This is a genomic window from Mixta intestinalis (assembly GCF_009914055.1).
In the GTDB taxonomy this organism is placed as follows: Bacteria; Pseudomonadota; Gammaproteobacteria; order Enterobacterales; family Enterobacteriaceae; genus Mixta; species Mixta intestinalis.
Genome location: NZ_CP028271.1, coordinates 2,765,328 through 2,782,788 on the forward strand (window position 1 = coordinate 2,765,328; position 17,461 = coordinate 2,782,788).

At 54.3% G+C, this 17,461-nt stretch carries 17 protein-coding genes; 4 read left to right on the top strand and 13 right to left on the bottom strand.

Going from position 1 to position 17,461, the window contains the following annotated elements; translation table 11 throughout:
* Nucleotides 1-78: 78 nt before the first annotated feature.
* From garR to C7M51_RS12775, 5 genes are read right to left on the bottom strand one after another with little or no spacing between them, the layout of a single operon-like run.
* Nucleotides 79-969 carry a 2-hydroxy-3-oxopropionate reductase gene (gene garR, locus C7M51_RS12755; protein ID WP_160622129.1) on the bottom strand — a complete coding sequence of 297 codons (891 nt, stop codon included), beginning with the start codon at nt 967-969 and terminating at the stop codon, nt 79-81.
* Between the two features lie 12 nt (nt 970-981).
* Complete coding sequence (gene garL / locus C7M51_RS12760) at nt 982-1,752, bottom strand: 2-dehydro-3-deoxyglucarate aldolase (protein ID WP_160622130.1); 771 nt, start codon at nt 1,750-1,752, stop codon at nt 982-984.
* A 25-nt stretch (nt 1,753-1,777) separates the two neighbouring features.
* Nucleotides 1,778-3,118 carry a glucarate dehydratase gene (gene gudD / locus C7M51_RS12765; protein ID WP_160622131.1) on the bottom strand — a complete coding sequence of 447 codons (1,341 nt, stop codon included), beginning with the start codon at nt 3,116-3,118 and terminating at the stop codon, nt 1,778-1,780.
* Nucleotides 3,119-3,134: 16 nt separating this feature from the next.
* A complete protein-coding gene (locus C7M51_RS12770; RefSeq protein ID WP_160622132.1) occupies nt 3,135-4,475 on the bottom strand; it encodes an enolase C-terminal domain-like protein in 1,341 nt (446 codons plus the stop codon).
* A 9-nt stretch (nt 4,476-4,484) separates the two neighbouring features.
* A complete protein-coding gene (locus C7M51_RS12775; RefSeq protein ID WP_160622133.1) occupies nt 4,485-5,831 on the bottom strand; it encodes an MFS transporter in 1,347 nt (448 codons plus the stop codon).
* Nucleotides 5,832-6,343: 512 nt separating this feature from the next.
* On the opposite strand from C7M51_RS12775, the gene garD reads away from it, so the two are divergent.
* Entirely contained in the window at nt 6,344-7,906 is a 1,563-nt protein-coding gene (gene garD, locus C7M51_RS12780; RefSeq protein ID WP_160622134.1) for a galactarate dehydratase, read from the top strand.
* A 24-nt stretch (nt 7,907-7,930) separates the two neighbouring features.
* On the opposite strand, the gene C7M51_RS12785 is transcribed toward garD, so the two are convergent.
* The 4 genes from C7M51_RS12785 to syd form a co-directional block, all read right to left on the bottom strand.
* Complete coding sequence (locus C7M51_RS12785) at nt 7,931-8,377, bottom strand: flavodoxin (protein WP_160622135.1); 447 nt, start codon at nt 8,375-8,377, stop codon at nt 7,931-7,933.
* Nucleotides 8,378-8,388: 11 nt separating this feature from the next.
* Nucleotides 8,389-9,168: a tRNA pseudouridine(65) synthase TruC gene (gene truC, locus C7M51_RS12790; RefSeq protein WP_160622136.1), complete on the bottom strand. Its 780-nt coding sequence runs from the start codon at nt 9,166-9,168 to the stop codon at nt 8,389-8,391.
* Nucleotides 9,168-9,503: a YqcC family protein gene (locus C7M51_RS12795; RefSeq protein WP_244323729.1), complete on the bottom strand. Its 336-nt coding sequence runs from the start codon at nt 9,501-9,503 to the stop codon at nt 9,168-9,170. Before C7M51_RS12795 ends, truC begins: the two co-directional genes overlap by 1 nt.
* A 599-nt stretch (nt 9,504-10,102) precedes the next feature.
* The gene (gene syd, locus C7M51_RS12800; RefSeq protein ID WP_160622138.1) at nt 10,103-10,657 is read right to left on the bottom strand and encodes a SecY-interacting protein; all 555 of its coding nucleotides are present in this window, start codon (nt 10,655-10,657) and stop codon (nt 10,103-10,105) included.
* 104 nt (nt 10,658-10,761) lie between these two features.
* Between syd and queF the strand changes: the two genes are divergently transcribed.
* The 3 genes from queF to xni all read left to right on the top strand — a co-directional run bounded on the left by queF (nt 10,762) and on the right by xni (nt 13,964).
* On the top strand, nt 10,762-11,607 hold the full coding sequence (queF, locus tag C7M51_RS12805; RefSeq protein ID WP_160622139.1) for an NADPH-dependent 7-cyano-7-deazaguanine reductase QueF: 846 nt from the start codon (nt 10,762-10,764) through the stop codon (nt 11,605-11,607).
* 183 nt (nt 11,608-11,790) lie between these two features.
* The gene (gene ppnN / locus C7M51_RS12810; RefSeq protein ID WP_160622140.1) at nt 11,791-13,155 is read left to right on the top strand and encodes a nucleotide 5'-monophosphate nucleosidase PpnN; all 1,365 of its coding nucleotides are present in this window, start codon (nt 11,791-11,793) and stop codon (nt 13,153-13,155) included.
* A 38-nt stretch (nt 13,156-13,193) separates the two neighbouring features.
* Nucleotides 13,194-13,964, top strand: a complete 771-nt coding sequence (gene xni / locus C7M51_RS12815) for a flap endonuclease Xni (RefSeq protein ID WP_160622141.1) — start codon at nt 13,194-13,196, stop codon at nt 13,962-13,964.
* A 216-nt stretch (nt 13,965-14,180) separates the two neighbouring features.
* On the opposite strand, the gene C7M51_RS12820 is transcribed toward xni, so the two are convergent.
* From C7M51_RS12820 to gcvA, 4 genes are all read right to left on the bottom strand, one after another.
* Nucleotides 14,181-14,348 (bottom strand): YhfL family protein, encoded by a 168-nt coding sequence (locus tag C7M51_RS12820; protein ID WP_160622142.1) that lies wholly within the window; start codon nt 14,346-14,348, stop codon nt 14,181-14,183.
* Between the two features lie 367 nt (nt 14,349-14,715).
* Nucleotides 14,716-15,816: a 23S rRNA (cytidine(2498)-2'-O)-methyltransferase RlmM gene (rlmM, locus tag C7M51_RS12825; RefSeq protein ID WP_160622143.1), complete on the bottom strand. Its 1,101-nt coding sequence runs from the start codon at nt 15,814-15,816 to the stop codon at nt 14,716-14,718.
* Nucleotides 15,809-16,204 carry a DUF423 domain-containing protein gene (locus tag C7M51_RS12830; protein WP_160622144.1) on the bottom strand — a complete coding sequence of 132 codons (396 nt, stop codon included), beginning with the start codon at nt 16,202-16,204 and terminating at the stop codon, nt 15,809-15,811. Before C7M51_RS12830 ends, rlmM begins: the two co-directional genes overlap by 8 nt.
* 54 nt (nt 16,205-16,258) lie before the next feature.
* On the bottom strand, nt 16,259-17,176 hold the full coding sequence (gcvA, locus tag C7M51_RS12835; protein WP_160622145.1) for a glycine cleavage system transcriptional regulator GcvA: 918 nt from the start codon (nt 17,174-17,176) through the stop codon (nt 16,259-16,261).
* Nucleotides 17,177-17,461: the final 285 nt, after the last annotated feature.

Below are 17,461 nucleotides of genomic sequence, written 5' to 3' on the forward strand. Positions count from 1 at the left end.
AGTCCGAGCGCTGTTGAGCTGGCCGCAGCCAGAGAACGAAGCCGGTCAATCTGACCGGCAACATAACCGGGCGGCTGACTAGCGTGAAACTTCAACCTTCGCTAATTTTTCATAATAGCAGGCCAGCGCACTGTGGTCGGAGGTACCCATGCCATCAGCCTTCAGCGCCTGCATCATTTCCATGACCGCGGCGGTTAACGGCAGCTGAGCGCCAACACCGTGCGAGGTATCGAGGGCGTTGCTGAGATCTTTAATATGCAGATCGATACGGAAGCCCGGCTTGAAGTTACGATCCATCACCATCGGTGCTTTAGCATCCAGCACCGTGCTGCCCGCCAGACCGCCACGGATAGCCTGGTAAACCAGATCCGGATTAACGCCCGCTTTGGTCGCCAGCGTTAACGCTTCAGACATCGCGGCAATATTCAGCGCTACGATGACCTGGTTAGCCAGTTTGGTCACGTTACCCGCACCGATTTCCCCGGTATGCACCACGGAACCGGCCATCGCTTTCATCAGATCGTAATGGGCGTCGAACACCGCTTTATCACCGCCAACCATTACGGAAAGCGTGCCGTCGATCGCTTTTGGTTCGCCGCCGCTGACCGGCGCATCCAGCATCTTGATGCCTTTTTTCGCCAGCGCTTCAGAGATTTCACGGCTGGCCAGCGGAGCGATAGAGCTCATGTCGATCAATACCGTACCGGCTTTCGCACCGTCGATGATGCCGTTTTCACCCAGCGCCACTTCTTTCACATGCGGTGAGTTCGGCAGCATGGTAATGATGACGTCACACTGTTCAGCAACTTCTTTCGGCGTTTTCGCTGTGGTAGCGCCCAGCTTAACCAGCTCAGCTTCGTTTTCCGCGCTGAAGTCGCGTACCACCAGTGAATAGCCCGCCTTCAGCAGGTTTTTACTCATCGGTTTGCCCATGATGCCCAGGCCAATAAATCCAACTTTCATCATCATTCTCCTCGTAAATTATTTTTTGAAACGATCGCAAAGCGCCTGCGTTGCACCACGGAAGACGCCCAGATCGCTGCCTACGGCGACAAAGGTCGCGCCCCACTCCAGGTAGCGGCGTGCATCTGCCTCTACCGGAGCCAAAATGCCGCTCGGCTTACCGCCAGCCTTGGCGCGTGCAAAAATATGCTGAATCACCTTCTGTACTTCAGGATGGGACGGCTGTCCCAGATAGCCGAGCGCGGCGGAGAGATCGCCCGGACCGACAAAAATGCCGTCCACACCGTCAACGGCAATAATGCTGTCAAGGTTGTCCACGCCCTTCTGGCTTTCAATCTGCACCAGCACGCTGATATTGCTGTTGATATCGCGGTTATAGTCCGGCAGGGTGCCATACATATTGCTGCGATGCGCAACCGATACGCCGCGAATACCGGCAGGCGGATAACGGGTGGAAGCCACCGCCTGAAGCGCTTCTTCTTCGCTTTCCACAAACGGAATCAGGAAGTTATAGAAGCCGATATCCAGCAAACGCTTGATAATCACCGGCTCGTTGCAGGGCGGCCTGACCACGGCCGCGCTGCTGCTGCCTTTCAGCGCCATCAGCTGCGGCACGAACGTGGTGACGTCATTCGGCGCATGCTCGCCATCCAGCACCAGCCAGTCGAAACCCGCCAGACCCAACACTTCCGTTGTAATGGGATTAGCCAGCGCACACCAGCTGCCGATCAACGTTTCACCGCTCAGCAGACGCTGGCGAAAACGGTTGGGATAGGATGAGTGACTCATTCTGTTACCTCTCAGTTAGGTGCGCTTAGCGCACCAGGCATGGCTGTTTATTGTTAAAGGTCCAGTTCGGAATCAGGAACTGCATCGCCTGAGCATCGTCGCGCGCACCCAGACCGTGCTGCTTATACAGCTCGTTCGCTTTCATTACCTGATCCATATCCAGCTCGACGCCCAGACCCGGTTTCTGCGGCACCTGTACCATACCGCCTTTGATTTCCAGCGGCTGTTTGGTCAGGCGCTGATTGCCTTCCTGCCAGATCCAGTGGGTATCGATCGCCGTGATAGTACCCGGCGCGGCGGCGGCAACGTGGGTAAACATCGCCAGCGAAATATCGAAGTGATTGTTGGAGTGTGAACCCCAGGTCAGGCCGAACTCATGGCACATCTGCGCCACACGAACCGAACCCTGCATCGTCCAGAAGTGCGGATCGGCCAGCGGGATATCGACCGATTGCAGCGACAGCGTATGTCCCATCTGACGCCAGTCGGTGGCAATCATATTGGTTGCAGTCGGCAGCCCGGTAGCGCGACGGAATTCCGCCATCACTTCACGACCGGAGTAGCCCTGTTCAGCACCGCACGGATCTTCCGCATAGGCCAGCACGTTACGCAGCTGTTTGCCGAGGCGAATCGCCTCTTCCAGCGACCAGGCACCGTTAGGATCGAGGGTAATGCGCGCGTCCGGGAAACGCTTCGCCAGCGCGGTTACCGCTTCAGCCTCTTCGCTACCGGCCAGTACGCCGCCTTTCAGTTTAAAATCGTTGAAGCCATATTTTTCGTAGGCCGCTTCCGCCAGACGCACCACCGTATCCGGGGTCAGCGCTTCTTCATGGCGCAGGCGATACCAGTCACAGCTGGCGTCCGTCTCGCTCTGGTAAGGCAGCGTGGTTTTACGACGATCGCCTATGTAGAACAGATAGCCCAGCATTTCGACCTGATCGCGTTGCTGGCCGTCACCGAGCAGGCTGGCGACGTTAACGCCAAGGAACTGTCCCAGCAGATCGAGCAGCGCCGCTTCAATACCGGTGACCACATGAATGGTGGTGCGCAGGTCAAAAGTCTGGTTACCGCGTCCACCTGCGTCACGATCGGCAAAAGTTGTGCGTACTTTACCCAGCAGGTTTTTATATTCACCGATGGTGTGACCGATAATCAGCGCCGCGGCTTCTTCCAGCGTTTTGCGAATTTTTTCGCCGCCGGGGATTTCACCCACGCCGGTGTGACCTGCGTTATCTTTGATAATCACAATGTTGCGGGTAAAGAATGGCGCGTGGGCACCGCTCAGGTTTAGCAGCATGCTGTCGTGACCGGCAACCGGGATTACCTGCATTTCAGTAATTTTTGGCGTAGCGTTCTGTTGGCTCATGGTCGATTCCTTATGCTTACTTACGCCCGAACACCGGGCGCTTGCGATCAAATTTCCAGCCGGGGATAAGATACTGCATTGCGGTCGCATCATTGCGTGCGCCACCCGGCAACGTTTTATAAAGTTCATGCGCCTGCTCCAGGCGCGCCCAGTCCAGCTCAATCCCCAGGCCGGGTTTTTCAGGCACGGCAATCTTACCCTGACGAATCTGCAACGGCGCTTTGGTCAGGCGTTGATCGCCCTCCTGCCAGATCCAGTGCGTATCAATGGCGGTGGGTTTACCCGGTGCAGCCGCACCGACGTGGGTAAACATCGCCAGCGAAATATCGAAGTGGTTATTGGAGTGACAGCCCCAGGTGAGACCCCAGTCGTCGCAGAGCTGCGCCACGCGTACTGCTCCGCTCATCGTCCAGAAATGCGGATCGGCAAGCGGAATATCGACGGCGTTCAGCATGACCGCATGCTGCATTTCACGCCAGTTGGTGGCGATCATGTTAGTGGCGACCGGCAGGCCGGTAGCACGACGAAACTCCGCCATCACCTCGCGCCCGGAATAGCCCTGCTCGGCACCGCAGGGATCTTCGGCATAGGTCAGAATATCCTGCGTGCCTTTGCAGAGCTGAATAGCTTCATCAAGCAGCCAGGCTCCGTTGGGATCGACGGTGATGCGCGCGTCCGGGAAACGTTTTTTCAGCGCACGCGCCGTTTCAATCTCCTGTTCGCCCGGCAATACGCCGCCTTTCAGTTTGAAATCTTTAAAACCGTAGCGATCCTGCGCCGCCTCAGCCAGCCGCACCACCGCATCGCTATTCAGCGCTTCCTGATGGCGCAGGTGATACCAGTCATGCGTTGCCTGCTCGCCGCTGAGGTAAGGCAAATCGGTTTTCCGACGGTCGCCGATATAGAACAGGTAGCCTAATACCGTTACCTCACTGCGCTGCTGGCCGGGGCCAAGCAGCTCCGCCACCGGCACGTTGAGGAACTGGCCGAGCAGGTCAAGCAGCGCCGCTTCCAGCGCTGCAACCGCGTTAACACGCAGTTCAAAAGTCCAGGCACCTTTGCCGAAGGTATCAAAATCGGCGTGTTGATTACCTTTGTGCACCTGCTGCACCAGTCGGTTCATACGGCCTACTTCATGGCCTGTCACCTGCGGGATGGCATCGGTCAGCGTCTGGTAAATGGTTTCTCCACCCGGCGCTTCCCCCAGACCGATATGTCCGGCGCTGTCGGTCAACACCACGATGTTGCGGGTAAAGAAGGCGCTATGCGCGCCCCCGATGTTGAGCAGCATGCTGTCGTAACCAGCGACCGGCACTACCTTCATATCAGTAATTACGGGCGTGCTTTGCGTACTCATAATCGCTCCTTACGCTGTCTTTTTCAGTTCGATACGTTTGATATCGCCCACCAGTACCAGGTAGCTCAACACCGCCACCAGCGCATGGATACCGACATAAATCAGCGCGCCGTTATAGGAGCCGGTTGAAGCAATGATGTAGCCGATAGCAACAGGCGTCACGATACCGGAGATATTGCCGAACATATTAAACAGGCCGCCGCTCAGACCGCTGATCTCTTTCGGCGCAGTATCCGCCATCACCGCCCAGCCCAGCGCACCGATGCCTTTACCGAAGAATGCGGTTGCCATAAAGAACACCACCACCCATTCGGTTTCGACGTAGTTACAGGTCACCATCGAGATGGAGAGCAGCATACCCAGTACGATTGGCGTTTTACGGGCGATATTCAGCGAGCCGGTTTTACGCATCAGCCAGTCGGAAATCACGCCGCCGAGCACGCCGCCCATAAAACCGCAGATGGCCGGGATAGAGGCGATAAAGCCCGCTTTCAGAATTGACATGCCGCGCGCCTGCACCAGATAAACCGGGAACCAGGTAATAAAGAAGTAGGTCAATGCGTTAATGCAGTACTGGCCGAGATAGATACCGAGCATCATGCGAGAAGTAATCAGCTGGCGAATCTGCGCCCACTTTTCACCCCTGCTCAGTTTCGTCTTCTCTTTCTTCGCATCCATGTTGATCAGCGCGCCGCCTTTCTCCATGTACTCCAGTTCAGCGCGGTTAACACCCGGATGATCGTTTGGATCGTGAATCACTTTCAGCCAGATAAAGCTGATAATGATGCCGAGGCCGCCCATGAACCAGAACACATGCGCCCAGCCTACCTGCGCGGTCAGCCAGCCCATGATTGGTGCGAAGATAACGGTGGCAAAATATTGCGCCGAGTTAAAAATCGCCACGGCAGTACCGCGTTCGTGCGCGGGAAACCAGGCGGCGACAATACGGCTGTTACCGGGGAAAGAGGGTGCCTCTGCCAGCCCCACCAGAAAGCGCAGCGTAAAGAGCGCGATAATGACGCTGAAGCCTTCAAAGATATCGACGAATCCCTGTAACAGGGTAAACAGCGACCAAATGAAGATACTCCAGAAATAAACGCGTTTTGAACCAAAACGATCGAGCAACCAGCCACCGGGGATTTGTCCGATAACGTAAGCCCATGAGAACGCAGAGAAGATATAGCCCATGCCGACCGGATCGAGCCCGATATCTTTTGCCATTTGAGAACCGGCAATGGATAAGGTGGCACGGTCGCCATAGTTGAATGAGGTGACGATAAACAGCATCACCACGATCCAGTATCGTGCGTTAGTCCTTTTTTCTACGGCACTTTCCGCCTGGCTGTATGAATTCATGATGCACTCCTGAAATATAGCGGTACGCTACTTTCCACTCTGACTGCATACACAACATGTTGAGTATCAGAATGAGGTTGGGTTAAACACGGTGATTATTATTCGTTAGCAAAAACGGTTATATGCAGCGCAGCTGATTCACCTGTCGTCGAACTTGGGGAAAGTATATGGAGCGGGCACGGCCAATTCACTGGACGAACGCCCCACATTTACGCGGGTTATACGTTTAAATTAATGCAATTGCCTAACCACCTGCGGCACTGCTCACGAAATCATCTTTTTCAGGGGCGTTAACGGGAAGCCAGGAGGGCTGTGGGTTGGGTTTGTGAGCCTCTTCACTTGCACTTGTACTGAAGCCAGAAAAGAAGACGTATCAGGCGGATAAAATCGTTCATATGCATAGTGCTGGCGGGGTTCCCCCTCTTTATACTTACCGTCAGCAAAAACAGTAATGCAGCATTCGCCTGCGCCGTTTCCCCTTTTGACTTTTCCGTTTACTGGAAACCAAAGCAATGAAAACGATTCGTGAAGAAACACCGCGTTATATTCGGGTACACGAAGACGATAATGTCGCGATCGTGGTGAATGATAACGGCCTCTCTGCAGGCGCCGTTTTCCCATGTGGGCTGCAACTGACAGAGCATATTCCGCAGGGACATAAAGTGGCGCTGACGCCTATCGCCCGTGGCGCAGCAATACGCCGCTACGGCGAAGTGATCGGCTATGCGCTGCGGGATATTCCGCAGGGCAGCTGGATTGATGAATCCCTGGTGGAATTGCCCGAAGCGCCGCCGCTGGAAAGTCTGCCGCTGGCGACACGCGTTCCTGAACCGCTGCCGCCGCTGGAAGGGTACACCTTTGAAGGATATCGCAACGCGGATGGCAGCGTCGGCACCCGTAACCTGCTGGGGATCACTACCAGCGTCCACTGCGTAGCGGGCGTAGTCGATTATGTGGTTAACATTATCGAACGCGAACTGCTGCCGCGTTATCCAAACGTGGATGGCGTGGTCGCGCTTAATCACCTTTACGGCTGCGGTGTGGCAATCAATGCGCCTGCGGCGGTAGTACCGATCCGCACAATTCATAACCTGGCGCTGAACGCTAACTTCGGTGGCGAGGTGATGGTGGTCGGCCTCGGCTGTGAGAAGCTCCAGCCGGAAAAACTGCTGGCCGCCAGCGGCGACGATGTGCAGGCGATTTCTGTCGGTGAAGAAGATATTGTGCGTTTGCAGGATGAACGCCATGTGGGCTTTGAAGCCATGGTGCAGGAGATCCTGCGCGTGGCAGATCGTCATTTGCAGCGTCTGAATCAGCGCCAGCGCGAAACCTGCCCGGCCTCCGAACTGATTGTCGGCATGCAGTGCGGCGGCAGCGATGCCTTCTCCGGCGTTACCGCTAACCCGGCGGTCGGCTTCGCCTCCGATCTGCTGGTGCGCTGCGGTGCGACGGTAATGTTCTCTGAAGTTACCGAAGTGCGCGATGCCATTCATTTGCTTACGCCGCGTGCGGCAGATGTAGCGACCGGCAAGCGCCTGTTGGAAGAGATGGCCTGGTATGATGACTACCTGAGCCAGGGCAAAACCGATCGCAGCGCCAACCCGTCTCCGGGCAACAAAAAAGGCGGCCTGGCAAACGTGGTGGAAAAAGCGCTCGGCTCTATCGCCAAATCAGGACGCAGCGCCATCGTCGAAGTGTTATCACCCGGTCAGCGTCCCACTAAACGCGGCCTGATCTATGCGGCAACGCCCGCCAGCGATTTTGTCTGCGGCACGCAGCAGATGGCTTCCGGCATTACGCTACAGGTGTTCACCACCGGACGCGGCACGCCTTATGGCCTCGCGGCGATTCCGGTAATAAAAATGGCGACGCGCACCGCGCTGGCAACGCGCTGGCACGATTTAATGGATATCAATGCGGGAACTATCGCCACAGGCGAAGAAACCATTGAGCAGGTGGGCTGGCGTCTGTTTGAAATGATTCTGGATATCGCCAGCGGACGGCAGCAAACCTGGTCCGACCGCTGGGGGATTCGTAACGCGCTGGCGGTATTTAACCCGGCCCCGGTCACCTGATGCCAGCTACCGGAGCGGAGAAAGTCAGAGCAGCTTGCCCCAGCTTTCCACCCAGGGTGAGGTGACGCTTTCCGGCTCCGGTGCTTCCATCGCATCCACTAACAGCACGTCACCAATACGCGATGCGCCCTGCTCCTGCAGCTGCGCATCGAACGTTTTTCCCGCGCCGCAGAAATTCTCATAGCTGCTGTCGCCCAGCGCAATCACGCCGTAGCGCAGCTGAGGCTGATGGCCCAGCTTATCCTTAACCGCGTGGTATAAACCGGCGATACTGTCAGGAAAATCGCCATGTCCGGTGGTAGACGTAACGATCAGCGCCACTTTATCGCTGTACTGCTGCCAGTCGTCAAGGCTGGGATCTTCAAAAATCGCCACCTGATGCCCCTGCTGTTGCAGGATGGGCTCAGCCTCTTCCGCTACCAGCAACGCGTTGCCGTAAACGGTGCCGACGAAAATACCTATTTGCGCCATAACCTTCTCCCTTATTGTGATGCCCTATCCTGACCTGGCTGTGAATCAAACTCAACCCTGGGAAGATCGGGGAGACAGTGCTGCCAGCCAAACTGCTGCATCATCCGCTGCCAGATAGCGTCCAGCCCGGCACGAATCACTAACGGCTCGCCGGTTACCGGATGATTAAGCGCCAGGCTGCTGGCGTGCAGCATCAGGCGTCCACAGCCGAAATGCCGGGCCGCGCCGCGATTCTGGCGCAGATCGCCATGCGTGGTATCGCCAATAATCGGATGACGCAGGTGTGCGAGGTGACGACGTAGCTGATGCTTACGTCCGGTGGCAGGCTGTAGCTCAATCAGGCTGTAACGCGCGGTGGCGTAGCGACCAATGGCAACCGCCTGTTCCGTTATAGCCAACCCGCGCCAGTCGGTAACGGCCTCCTGCGGTCCTTTATCCTGCGCGGCATATTTATCGCCAATCTTATCCAGCTCCTCAGTGAGCGGATAATCGAGCCGATCGGCTCCTTCCAGCCAGCCGCGTACCACGGCGTGATAGGTTTTCACCATCTGATGTTGTTCAAACTGCTGCGCCAGCAGGCGGCCAACCTCGCTGGAAAGCCCCATCAGCAACACGCCGGAGGTAGGCCGATCGAGCCGATGAGCGGTAAAAACATGCTGACCAATCTGATCGCGTACCGTTTGCATCACGACAACTTTTTCTTTGCGATCCAGCCAGCTGCGATGTACCAGCCAGCCAGCGGGCTTATTGACCGCGACCAGCCACTCATCCTGATAGATAATGTCCAGCATTAGTGGCCTGCCACAACAAACAGCGCATCAAGCGCGTTAAGGTGACCCAGCAGTTCTTCCCGGCAGGCCACATCTGCCGTCAGCGACATCTCATAATAGGGGGCGATAGCGAAGTTTTGCGGCAGCTCGGCCCCGGCGTCCAGCAGCGCATGCATACGTGGAATCAGCACCCACTGAAGCCACTCCAGCGGCTGCATGGTATCGAGAAAAAAGGGCTGCGTGCTGGCAAAGGCAGAGGCATCGGGCGCTTCATTCTGCCACAGCGCCTGCGCTTTCAGTAGGGCTTCAACTGCCAGCAACCCCTGGCGGACCTGATGTTCTCGGTGCATGGACATCCTCACAACGGGTGAAATTTTCAGGGCGGCAAGCATAGCATTGGCGGGCGGCGGGGAGAACGCGCGGCACAAAAAAAGGGAGCACTGTTTTACAGTGCTCCCGGTTCGTTTGCAGCTATCCTGCTACTTCGACGCTCCCTGCTCTTCCTTGAAAACTTTTCCCTTTTGTCTTCCTGACATTATCGCCTTCCTGGCGATGCTCCTTTGGCTTTCCTGGCCCACCAGTCATCCTGACCGGCTCCCATTCTCCATCCTGGAGGTGTCCCTGTCGTTCCATCCTGGAACTTACTGCTTCATCCTGAAGCTATCCCTTAAACGCACATCCTTTGCGGAACCATCATCCTGATGAACGCCATCCATGACGTTTTCCAATCCTCGGATTCCCTTTCCGATGTGGCCTATTTTGCCCTGGCCCTTGTAGGAAACAAGCTACCTTTTCCTTTAACAACTCCTCCTGGCGTGATTCTGAAGCCCCTGATATCACTAAGTTTATGATTTACATTATTTTCACAAAAAGAACTTCTGATTTTCTGCTTTTTATCCTGGCGATCTCTCACAGTCGTTGTGAGACATATCTCACAAACATGTAAGACGATCTCTTAAAAACGGCCACTAAACGGTTGTAAATTCTTGAGAAATGTCTGAATATTTGGTGCCAAAATTTGGCGCTTTGGCGTTCCCAACGTTTCAAGAATAACTTCTCCATTTAGATTGCATACAGAAATCACATCCAGATCAGATTCTGTGGTTGCAATGAAAAGTGTCGGAGTTTGTTTTAAACGCCTTTTCATCACCAGGTGCCCAATCAGGTTTTCCTGTACACGAACAAAGTCGGCTTCGCTCCAGACCTGAAGTAATGTGATCGGCTGTTGGTCTAACATTGCCTGCATATCGCCCGCATATTGCGTTGTATAATAATCCACCACCGCAGGCTGCAACTGCAAATCGAGCGCCCGCTCTACTGCCGCAAGCTGTGGCTCAGCGTCAAAAGGCCGTGGCTGCCATAAAACGCCCTCTTCGCGATTCTCAACTACGCAGGGGGAAGGTATACCATAAAGCTCCTCGCTGAAAGGAAGATGCCCGTGCTGCTGTTGCCACTGCTGACAGTAACGCTCAGTAAACGTCTTGAGCGCAATGGCGGTCTGATCATTCATTTTTTCACTCCAGGCTGTCTGGGTTACACTTACAGCCTTTATTTATCGTTTCTTTTTACAGGAAAAGACGCACTCGCCTTTTCGGGTGGTTTTGAGGTTACGCTATGTCTTCTTATGAACAACATCAGGCGCTTGCCGGCCTGACTCTGGGAAAACCCACCGCCTATCAGGATTGCTATGAGCCAGGCCTGTTGCAGGCGGTTCCCCGTTCGCTTAATCGCGAACCGCTGGGGCTTTATCCCGACAATCTGCCTTTTCATGGGGCCGATATCTGGACATTGTATGAGCTCTCCTGGCTGAACGCGAAAGGCGTACCGCAGGTTGCCATCGGCGAAATCTCGCTGCGTGCTGACAGCCTTAATTTGATCGAATCAAAGAGTTTCAAGCTCTATCTTAACAGCTTTAACCAGACGCGCTTTGCCGACCGGGAAGAAGTACGCCAGACGCTGCAACGCGATCTCAGCGCCTGCGCCCAGGGTGAGGTCAGCGTCTCGCTGTTTCGCCTGCAAGAGCTCGAAGGCCAGCCGCCAGGCCAGTTCGAAGGTATCTGCATCGACGAGCAGGATATCAGTATCGACAACTATGAGTTCAATGCCGATTACCTCGCTGATGCCGCTGGCGAAGAGATAGTGGAAGAGACGCTGACCAGCCATCTGCTGAAGTCCAATTGCCTGATTACTCATCAGCCGGACTGGGGCTCAGTACAAATCCGCTATCGTGGCCCGCGCATTAACCGTGAGGCGCTGCTGCGTTATCTGGTCTCATTCCGTCATCATAATGAGTTCCACGAGCAGTGCGTTGAGCGCATTTTTAACGATCTGCTGCGCTTCTGCCGCCCGGAGACGCTGATGGTCTACGCACGCTATACGCGGCGCGGCGGGCTGGATATCAATCCGTGGCGCAGCAATACCGATTTTCAGCCGGCCCATTCTCGCCTGGTACGCCAGTAAACTGCGGCACGGCTCGCAGGACGTTCTTCTGTTATCGGAATCAGTTGAGAAACCACGCAGGAGAAGGCTACTCTGACGAACAGCGGCGGCATTATGCCTCCGCCCAGGGATTTTCTCGTCACCGTGCGGCGCGACAGGCGGCACGGTGTCACTTATCACCCCGGCGGGTGTAAAGGAGCTCACTTGATTACACATATCAGCCCACTCGGCTCGATGGATTTGCTCTCGCAGCTGGAAGTCGACATGCTGAAGCGTACGGCCAGCAGTGACCTCTACCAGCTATTTCGTAACTGTTCCCTCGCGGTATTGAACTCCGGCAGCCAGACTGACAGCAGCCATGAACTGCTCTCCCGTTTTGAAAACTTCGACATTAATGTGCTACGTCGCGAGCGCGGCGTTAAGCTGGAGTTGATTAATCCGCCGGAAGAGGCGTTTGTTGACGGGCGTATCATTCGCTCCCTACAGGCCAACCTGTTTGCCGTACTGCGCGATATTCTGTTTGTTAACGGTCAACTCTCCACCGCTGGGCGTTTTCATCAGCTCAATCTGGAAAAGTCTGCGCATATCACTAACCTGGTCTTTTCTATCCTGCGCAACGCGCGTGCGCTGCATATCGGCGAAGATCCGAACATGGTGGTCTGCTGGGGCGGTCACTCGATTAACGCTACCGAATATCAATACTGCCGTAATGTTGGTACTCAGCTGGGGCTGCGTGAACTGAATATCTGTACCGGCTGCGGGCCGGGCGTCATGGAAGCGCCGATGAAGGGTGCCGCCGTAGGTCATGCGCAGCAGCGCTACCGCGAAGGGCGTTTTATTGGTTTAACCGAGCCGTCTATCATCGCGGCGGAACCGCCTAATCCGCTGGTGAACGAACTGATCATCATGCCGGACATTGAAAAGCGTCTGGAAGCCTTTGTGCGTATCGCCCACGGCATCATTATTTTCCCCGGCGGCGTCGGTACGGCGGAAGAACTGCTTTACCTGTTGGGTATTCTGATGAACCCGGAAAACAGCGATCAGGTGTTACCGCTGATTCTTACCGGGCCGAAAGAGAGCGCCGATTACTTCCGCGTGCTGGATGAGTTTATTGTTAATACCGTTGGCGAACAGGCCCGCCGTTATTATCACATCATTATTGACGATGCGCCGGAAGTGGCACGCCTGATGAAAAAAGCGATGCCGCAGGTAAAAGAGAACCGGCGTGAAAGCGGCGATGCTTACAGCTTTAACTGGTCGCTGCGCATTGAACCCGATTTACAGGTTCCTTTCCTGCCAACCCATGAAAATATGGCAAATCTGAACCTGTACCCCAACCAGTCGCCGGAGAAACTGGCCGCCGCGCTGCGTCGTGCATTTTCCGGCATTGTGGCGGGCAATGTGAAAGAAATCGGCATTCGGGAGATCAGACAGAAAGGCCGTTATAAACTGCACGGCGATCCGGCGATCATGCGCCGCATGGATGACCTGCTACAGGGCTTTGTCGCCCAGCACCGCATGAAGCTGCCGGGTACTGCCTATATTCCCTGCTACGAAATCATTAAATAACTGCGGTACGGGCGGCATGACGCTGCCCGTCTTTTATTATGACTATTCATTTATTGATTGTTGATGCACTGAACCTTATTCGCCGTATTCATGCCGTACAGGGCAGCCCGTGCCGGGATCGCTGCGTCGCCGCGCTGCACCAGCTGCTGGCTCATACGCATCCCAGCCATGCCGTTGCGGTTTTTGATGATGAGCTACGCCGCGAAGGCTGGCGTCATCAACTCCTGCCTGACTACAAAGCGGGGCGTCCACCGATGCCAGATGACCTACGGCTGGAGATGTCTGCGCTGCAGGACGCTTTTCGTCAGGCTGGCGTAGCCTGTTGGGCCGCAGAAGGTGATGAGGCCGATGATTTAGCCGCCACGCTGGCGGTAAAAGTGGCGCAAAGTGGACATCAGGCCACCATCGTTTCCACCGATAAGGGTTACTGTCAGCTGCTGACACCGGAAATTCGTATTCGTGACTATTTTCAGAAGCGCTGGCTCGATCAGCCCTTTATCGATAGCGAGTTCGGCGTTTCACCACAGCAGCTGACTGATTACTGGGGATTAGCCGGTATCAGCAGCAGCAAAATTCCAGGCGTCGCGGGCATCGGGCCTAAAAGCGCCAGCCAGCTGCTGCAACAGTTCGGATCGCTTAATGCGATTTATCAGCAGCTTGATGCCGTACCGGATAAGTGGCGTAAAAAGCTGGTGGAGCACCGCGATATCGCCTTTATCAGCCAGCAGGTCGCGACGCTGCGCACCGATTTACACCTCAACGGTAACCTGAAGGATCTACGCTATTCCACAGCTAATGTGCCTCAATGATTAATTACTGCGGGAAGGATATATTACGCGCTTTGCCAGCAAATCAGCGGCAATAAAAAATGCTGGTCAAGACAGACCAGCATCAGGCTATACAGATAATATACTCTACATAATTCGCACCGCAATAAATTCGCGAGCATTTATCTTAACGGATAAAAAGTCTGCGAAAAAAGCCAGCATACCATGCAGCTAAATTATAAAGAGTATGTGAGACGATTACTGAGAGACAGGACCGCAGCCGCCAATTATCTTAGAAATGGAAATGGCTGGATGCAGTAAATAATCATAATCACAGTTCTTCTCTTTATTATAAACGCTGCCGGTGCAGCCCGTCAGGGTAGCCAGAACGGCTGCCAGAACAGCAACTTTAATAGCCTTATTCATTATGAGTTCCTTTTTGGGAAAATAATTCCATCAAAAACAGAGGGATGACACATAAAGTGCCAGCGTAGATAATAAAACATCAAACAGAAAAAAGTGTCAACTCAATAAACCCAGAAACTTGCCACAGAACAACCAGAAACTTGCCACAGAACAAGATAATCTTCATTGTTAATATTTAATTCAGCAGAAAGACAACAAAAATGACTGGGTTAATTTACATTAACGATTAATTGTATAATCTGAAATGTAAAGCGACGATAAATATCAGCGGAAAAACGATTATAAATATAATTACCTGACAAACTAATTTATTTATGGCGCAGCATTCCTTGTCTACGCCGATAATTTTACCCGGTACGATTACAATTTAACGTTCGTCACGACGCCCCGGCACGGCACCCCAAATGCGCCGAATATGTACCGTCACCTCTTCACGATCGTGATAGAGCTGGCGCGCCTGGATCTGACCGTTAATCCCGTTTTCTTGCAGCTTCTCCTGAATCATCGCCAGGTTTTGCGATACCTCTTCGTAGCGCTTTTTCATCGGCAGCTTCAGGTTAAAAATCGCCTCACGGCACCAGCCGTTGATCAGCCACTCCGCCATCAGACTGGCAACGCGCACCGGCTTCTCCACCATATCGCACACCAGCCAGCTGATATTGCTGCGTGTCGGGCGAAACTTAAAGCCATCCTCACGGTGATGCATTACCTGACCGGTCTCCATCAGGCTCGGTGCCATTGGACCATTGTCTACCGCATGCACCATCATGCTGCGTTTTACCAGTTGATAAGTCCAGCCGCCGGGACAGGCACCCAGATCGACCGCATACATACCGCTCGCCAGCCGTTCATCCCACTCATCAGCAGGAATAAAGACGTGAAACGCCTCTTCCAGTTTCAGCGTGGAGCGGCTTGGCGCATCAGCCGGAAATTTAAGACGCGGGATGCCCATAAAGAATGGCGAATTATTGTCAGGATACGAATACCCTACGTAACAGTGGCCGGAAGCGATAAAGAAAACGTGCACTACGGGCCGTTTCGCGCTCTCATAGTTCAGCAGGATATTTTGCTGGCGCAGCGCCGCACGTAGCGGAACGGTAAACTTACGGCAAAATTTCAGCAGCTCTTTGGCTTCATTGGTATCCGGTACCTCGACGCGCAGCTCGCCGCCCTTCTCTACCGCGCCGTTCAGCATCGCCACGACGGGCGCAATACGGTCTTCAGGTGGCAAATCGCGCAGCAGCTCGCCTACCACCACCATCTGCCGGGCAAAAATCAGTTCGCTAAAGGGCAGTTCGCGAGCCAGCTTATCGGCATCCGTCGCCTCATAACATTCGAACAGTACATAACCCGCGTTCTCTTTTACCCTGGCAAAGCCATACACTTCGCGCTGCGCCGCCTTATCGGTAATCTCTGCCGCACACTCTTTCTCAAACCCGGAACGGCAATACAACAACACTTTATTCATGGCGATCTGCCTTTCTCTTCAGACGCAGTGCGCCAATTAACATTAAAATCCAGCCGATCAGGAAGCAGGTGCCGCCGACCGGGGTAATAAACACCCACATTTTCAAATGGGAGAGCGCCAGACAAAAAAGGCTGCCGCTGAACAGCACGACGCCGAGGGCGAGAAAAGCGCTGCTCCAGTAAAACCAGATATTCGCACGACGCAGCATCGCGGCAGCAAGGCCGATAATCGCCAGCGTATGCCAGGCCTGGTAATCCAGCCCGGTATGAATCCAGGCCATTTCAGTCGGGCCAAGAGACTGGCTAAGTACGTGCGCACCAAATGCGCCAAAAGCGACAAAGAAGAAACCGCTGATGGCTGAAAAAATTAACATTGCACGACTGGACATCGAACGATCCTCGTTAGCATAACGCGCCGGGTCACTCCGTCGCGGTCAAATAGGTTAGCTGGCGTAGCGGAAGCGGAATTTTTCTTGTTCGCTTGCGGCTTTTGCCAGGATCCACTGTCGAAAGGCGGCTATTTTACCCAGTTCTGCCTGGCTGTCATGACAAACCAGATAAAAAGCGTTTTTACTTACCAACACATCATTGAAAGGGCAAACCAGGCGGCCCGCTTCGATTTCACTTTGCGCCATCACGTTGTTAGCCAGCGCCACGCCCTGCCCGTGAATCGCTGCCTGTAATACCATCGCACTATGGCTGAAAATCGGCCCCTGCTGCACGTTAATGTGCTGCAAGCCTAGCTGACGGGTATAGGATTGCCAGTCGCGCCGCGACGCATCATGCAGCAGAGTGACATGCTCAAGATCGGCGGGCGTTTTCAACGGCTTATCTCCGGTCAGTAACTGAGGTGAGCAGACCGGCAACAAATATTCAGCGTACAATTTTTCTACGCGCAACCCCGGCCAGTTGCCGCGCCCATAGAAAATCGCCACGTCCACGTCGTCAGCCAGCTTCTCTTCCTCACGGTCTACCGCCTGGATACGCACATCGATCCCCGGATAAGCTGAGTTAAAGCTGGAAAGGCGCGGCACCAGCCACTGAATAGCAAAGCTCGGCAGCAAACTCACGGTTAATGCTCCCTTAGCGCTGCGCGCCTGTAGCTTGCGCGTAGCATCATTGAGCGCAGAAAAAATCTCTTTGATATCGAGATAGTAGCTTTGGCCTTCTTCAGTCAACAGAAGCGAACGATTTCGCCGCCGAAAGAGCTTCAGACCAAGAAAATCTTCCAAAGATTTGATCTGATGGCTGACAGCGGCCTGCGTAACAAACAGCTCCTCAGCCGCTTTGGTAAAGCTGAGATGACGCGCTGCAGCATCAAAAACGCGCAAGGCATTAAGTGGTGGAAGACGTTTTGACATGGTATCCAGGTCTTGACTGAAATAGTTTGACGCAACCGCTTAAGGATGGTTTACGTATTAGATTTTTTTATCCGAGCCATTATAAATTGTCCGTTGAGTAAGCTCCAGCAAATACCTATAGTTGCCGCACTTCCTGAGCCGGAACGAAAAGTTTTCAGAATAAGCAGGGAACTGCTGAGTTCGGAGGGCTTTTGGCTTGTGGTCGTGATGTTGTGTTTGCAATTTGATCTGACGCTTTTCGGATCGGGTAGCGCAGCTACCATTTATTCCTGTAGATTTACCCTG

Coding starts and splice junctions, on each gene's coding strand:
- garR (WP_160622129.1), bottom strand. CDS start 969: ATGATGATGAAAGTTGGATTTATTGGCCTGGGCATCATGGGCAAACCG.
- garL (WP_160622130.1), bottom strand. CDS start 1,752: ATGAGTCACTCATCCTATCCCAACCGTTTTCGCCAGCGTCTGCTGAGC.
- gudD (WP_160622131.1), bottom strand. CDS start 3,118: ATGAGCCAACAGAACGCTACGCCAAAAATTACTGAAATGCAGGTAATC.
- C7M51_RS12770 (WP_160622132.1), bottom strand. CDS start 4,475: ATGAGTACGCAAAGCACGCCCGTAATTACTGATATGAAGGTAGTGCCG.
- C7M51_RS12775 (WP_160622133.1), bottom strand. CDS start 5,831: ATGAATTCATACAGCCAGGCGGAAAGTGCCGTAGAAAAAAGGACTAAC.
- garD (WP_160622134.1), top strand. CDS start 6,344: ATGAAAACGATTCGTGAAGAAACACCGCGTTATATTCGGGTACACGAA.
- C7M51_RS12785 (WP_160622135.1), bottom strand. CDS start 8,377: ATGGCGCAAATAGGTATTTTCGTCGGCACCGTTTACGGCAACGCGTTG.
- truC (WP_160622136.1), bottom strand. CDS start 9,168: ATGCTGGACATTATCTATCAGGATGAGTGGCTGGTCGCGGTCAATAAG.
- C7M51_RS12795 (WP_244323729.1), bottom strand. CDS start 9,503: ATGTCCATGCACCGAGAACATCAGGTCCGCCAGGGGTTGCTGGCAGTT.
- syd (WP_160622138.1), bottom strand. CDS start 10,657: ATGAATGATCAGACCGCCATTGCGCTCAAGACGTTTACTGAGCGTTAC.
- queF (WP_160622139.1), top strand. CDS start 10,762: ATGTCTTCTTATGAACAACATCAGGCGCTTGCCGGCCTGACTCTGGGA.
- xni (WP_160622141.1), top strand. CDS start 13,194: ATGACTATTCATTTATTGATTGTTGATGCACTGAACCTTATTCGCCGT.
- C7M51_RS12820 (WP_160622142.1), bottom strand. CDS start 14,348: ATGAATAAGGCTATTAAAGTTGCTGTTCTGGCAGCCGTTCTGGCTACC.
- rlmM (WP_160622143.1), bottom strand. CDS start 15,816: ATGAATAAAGTGTTGTTGTATTGCCGTTCCGGGTTTGAGAAAGAGTGT.
- C7M51_RS12830 (WP_160622144.1), bottom strand. CDS start 16,204: ATGTCCAGTCGTGCAATGTTAATTTTTTCAGCCATCAGCGGTTTCTTC.
- gcvA (WP_160622145.1), bottom strand. CDS start 17,176: ATGTCAAAACGTCTTCCACCACTTAATGCCTTGCGCGTTTTTGATGCT.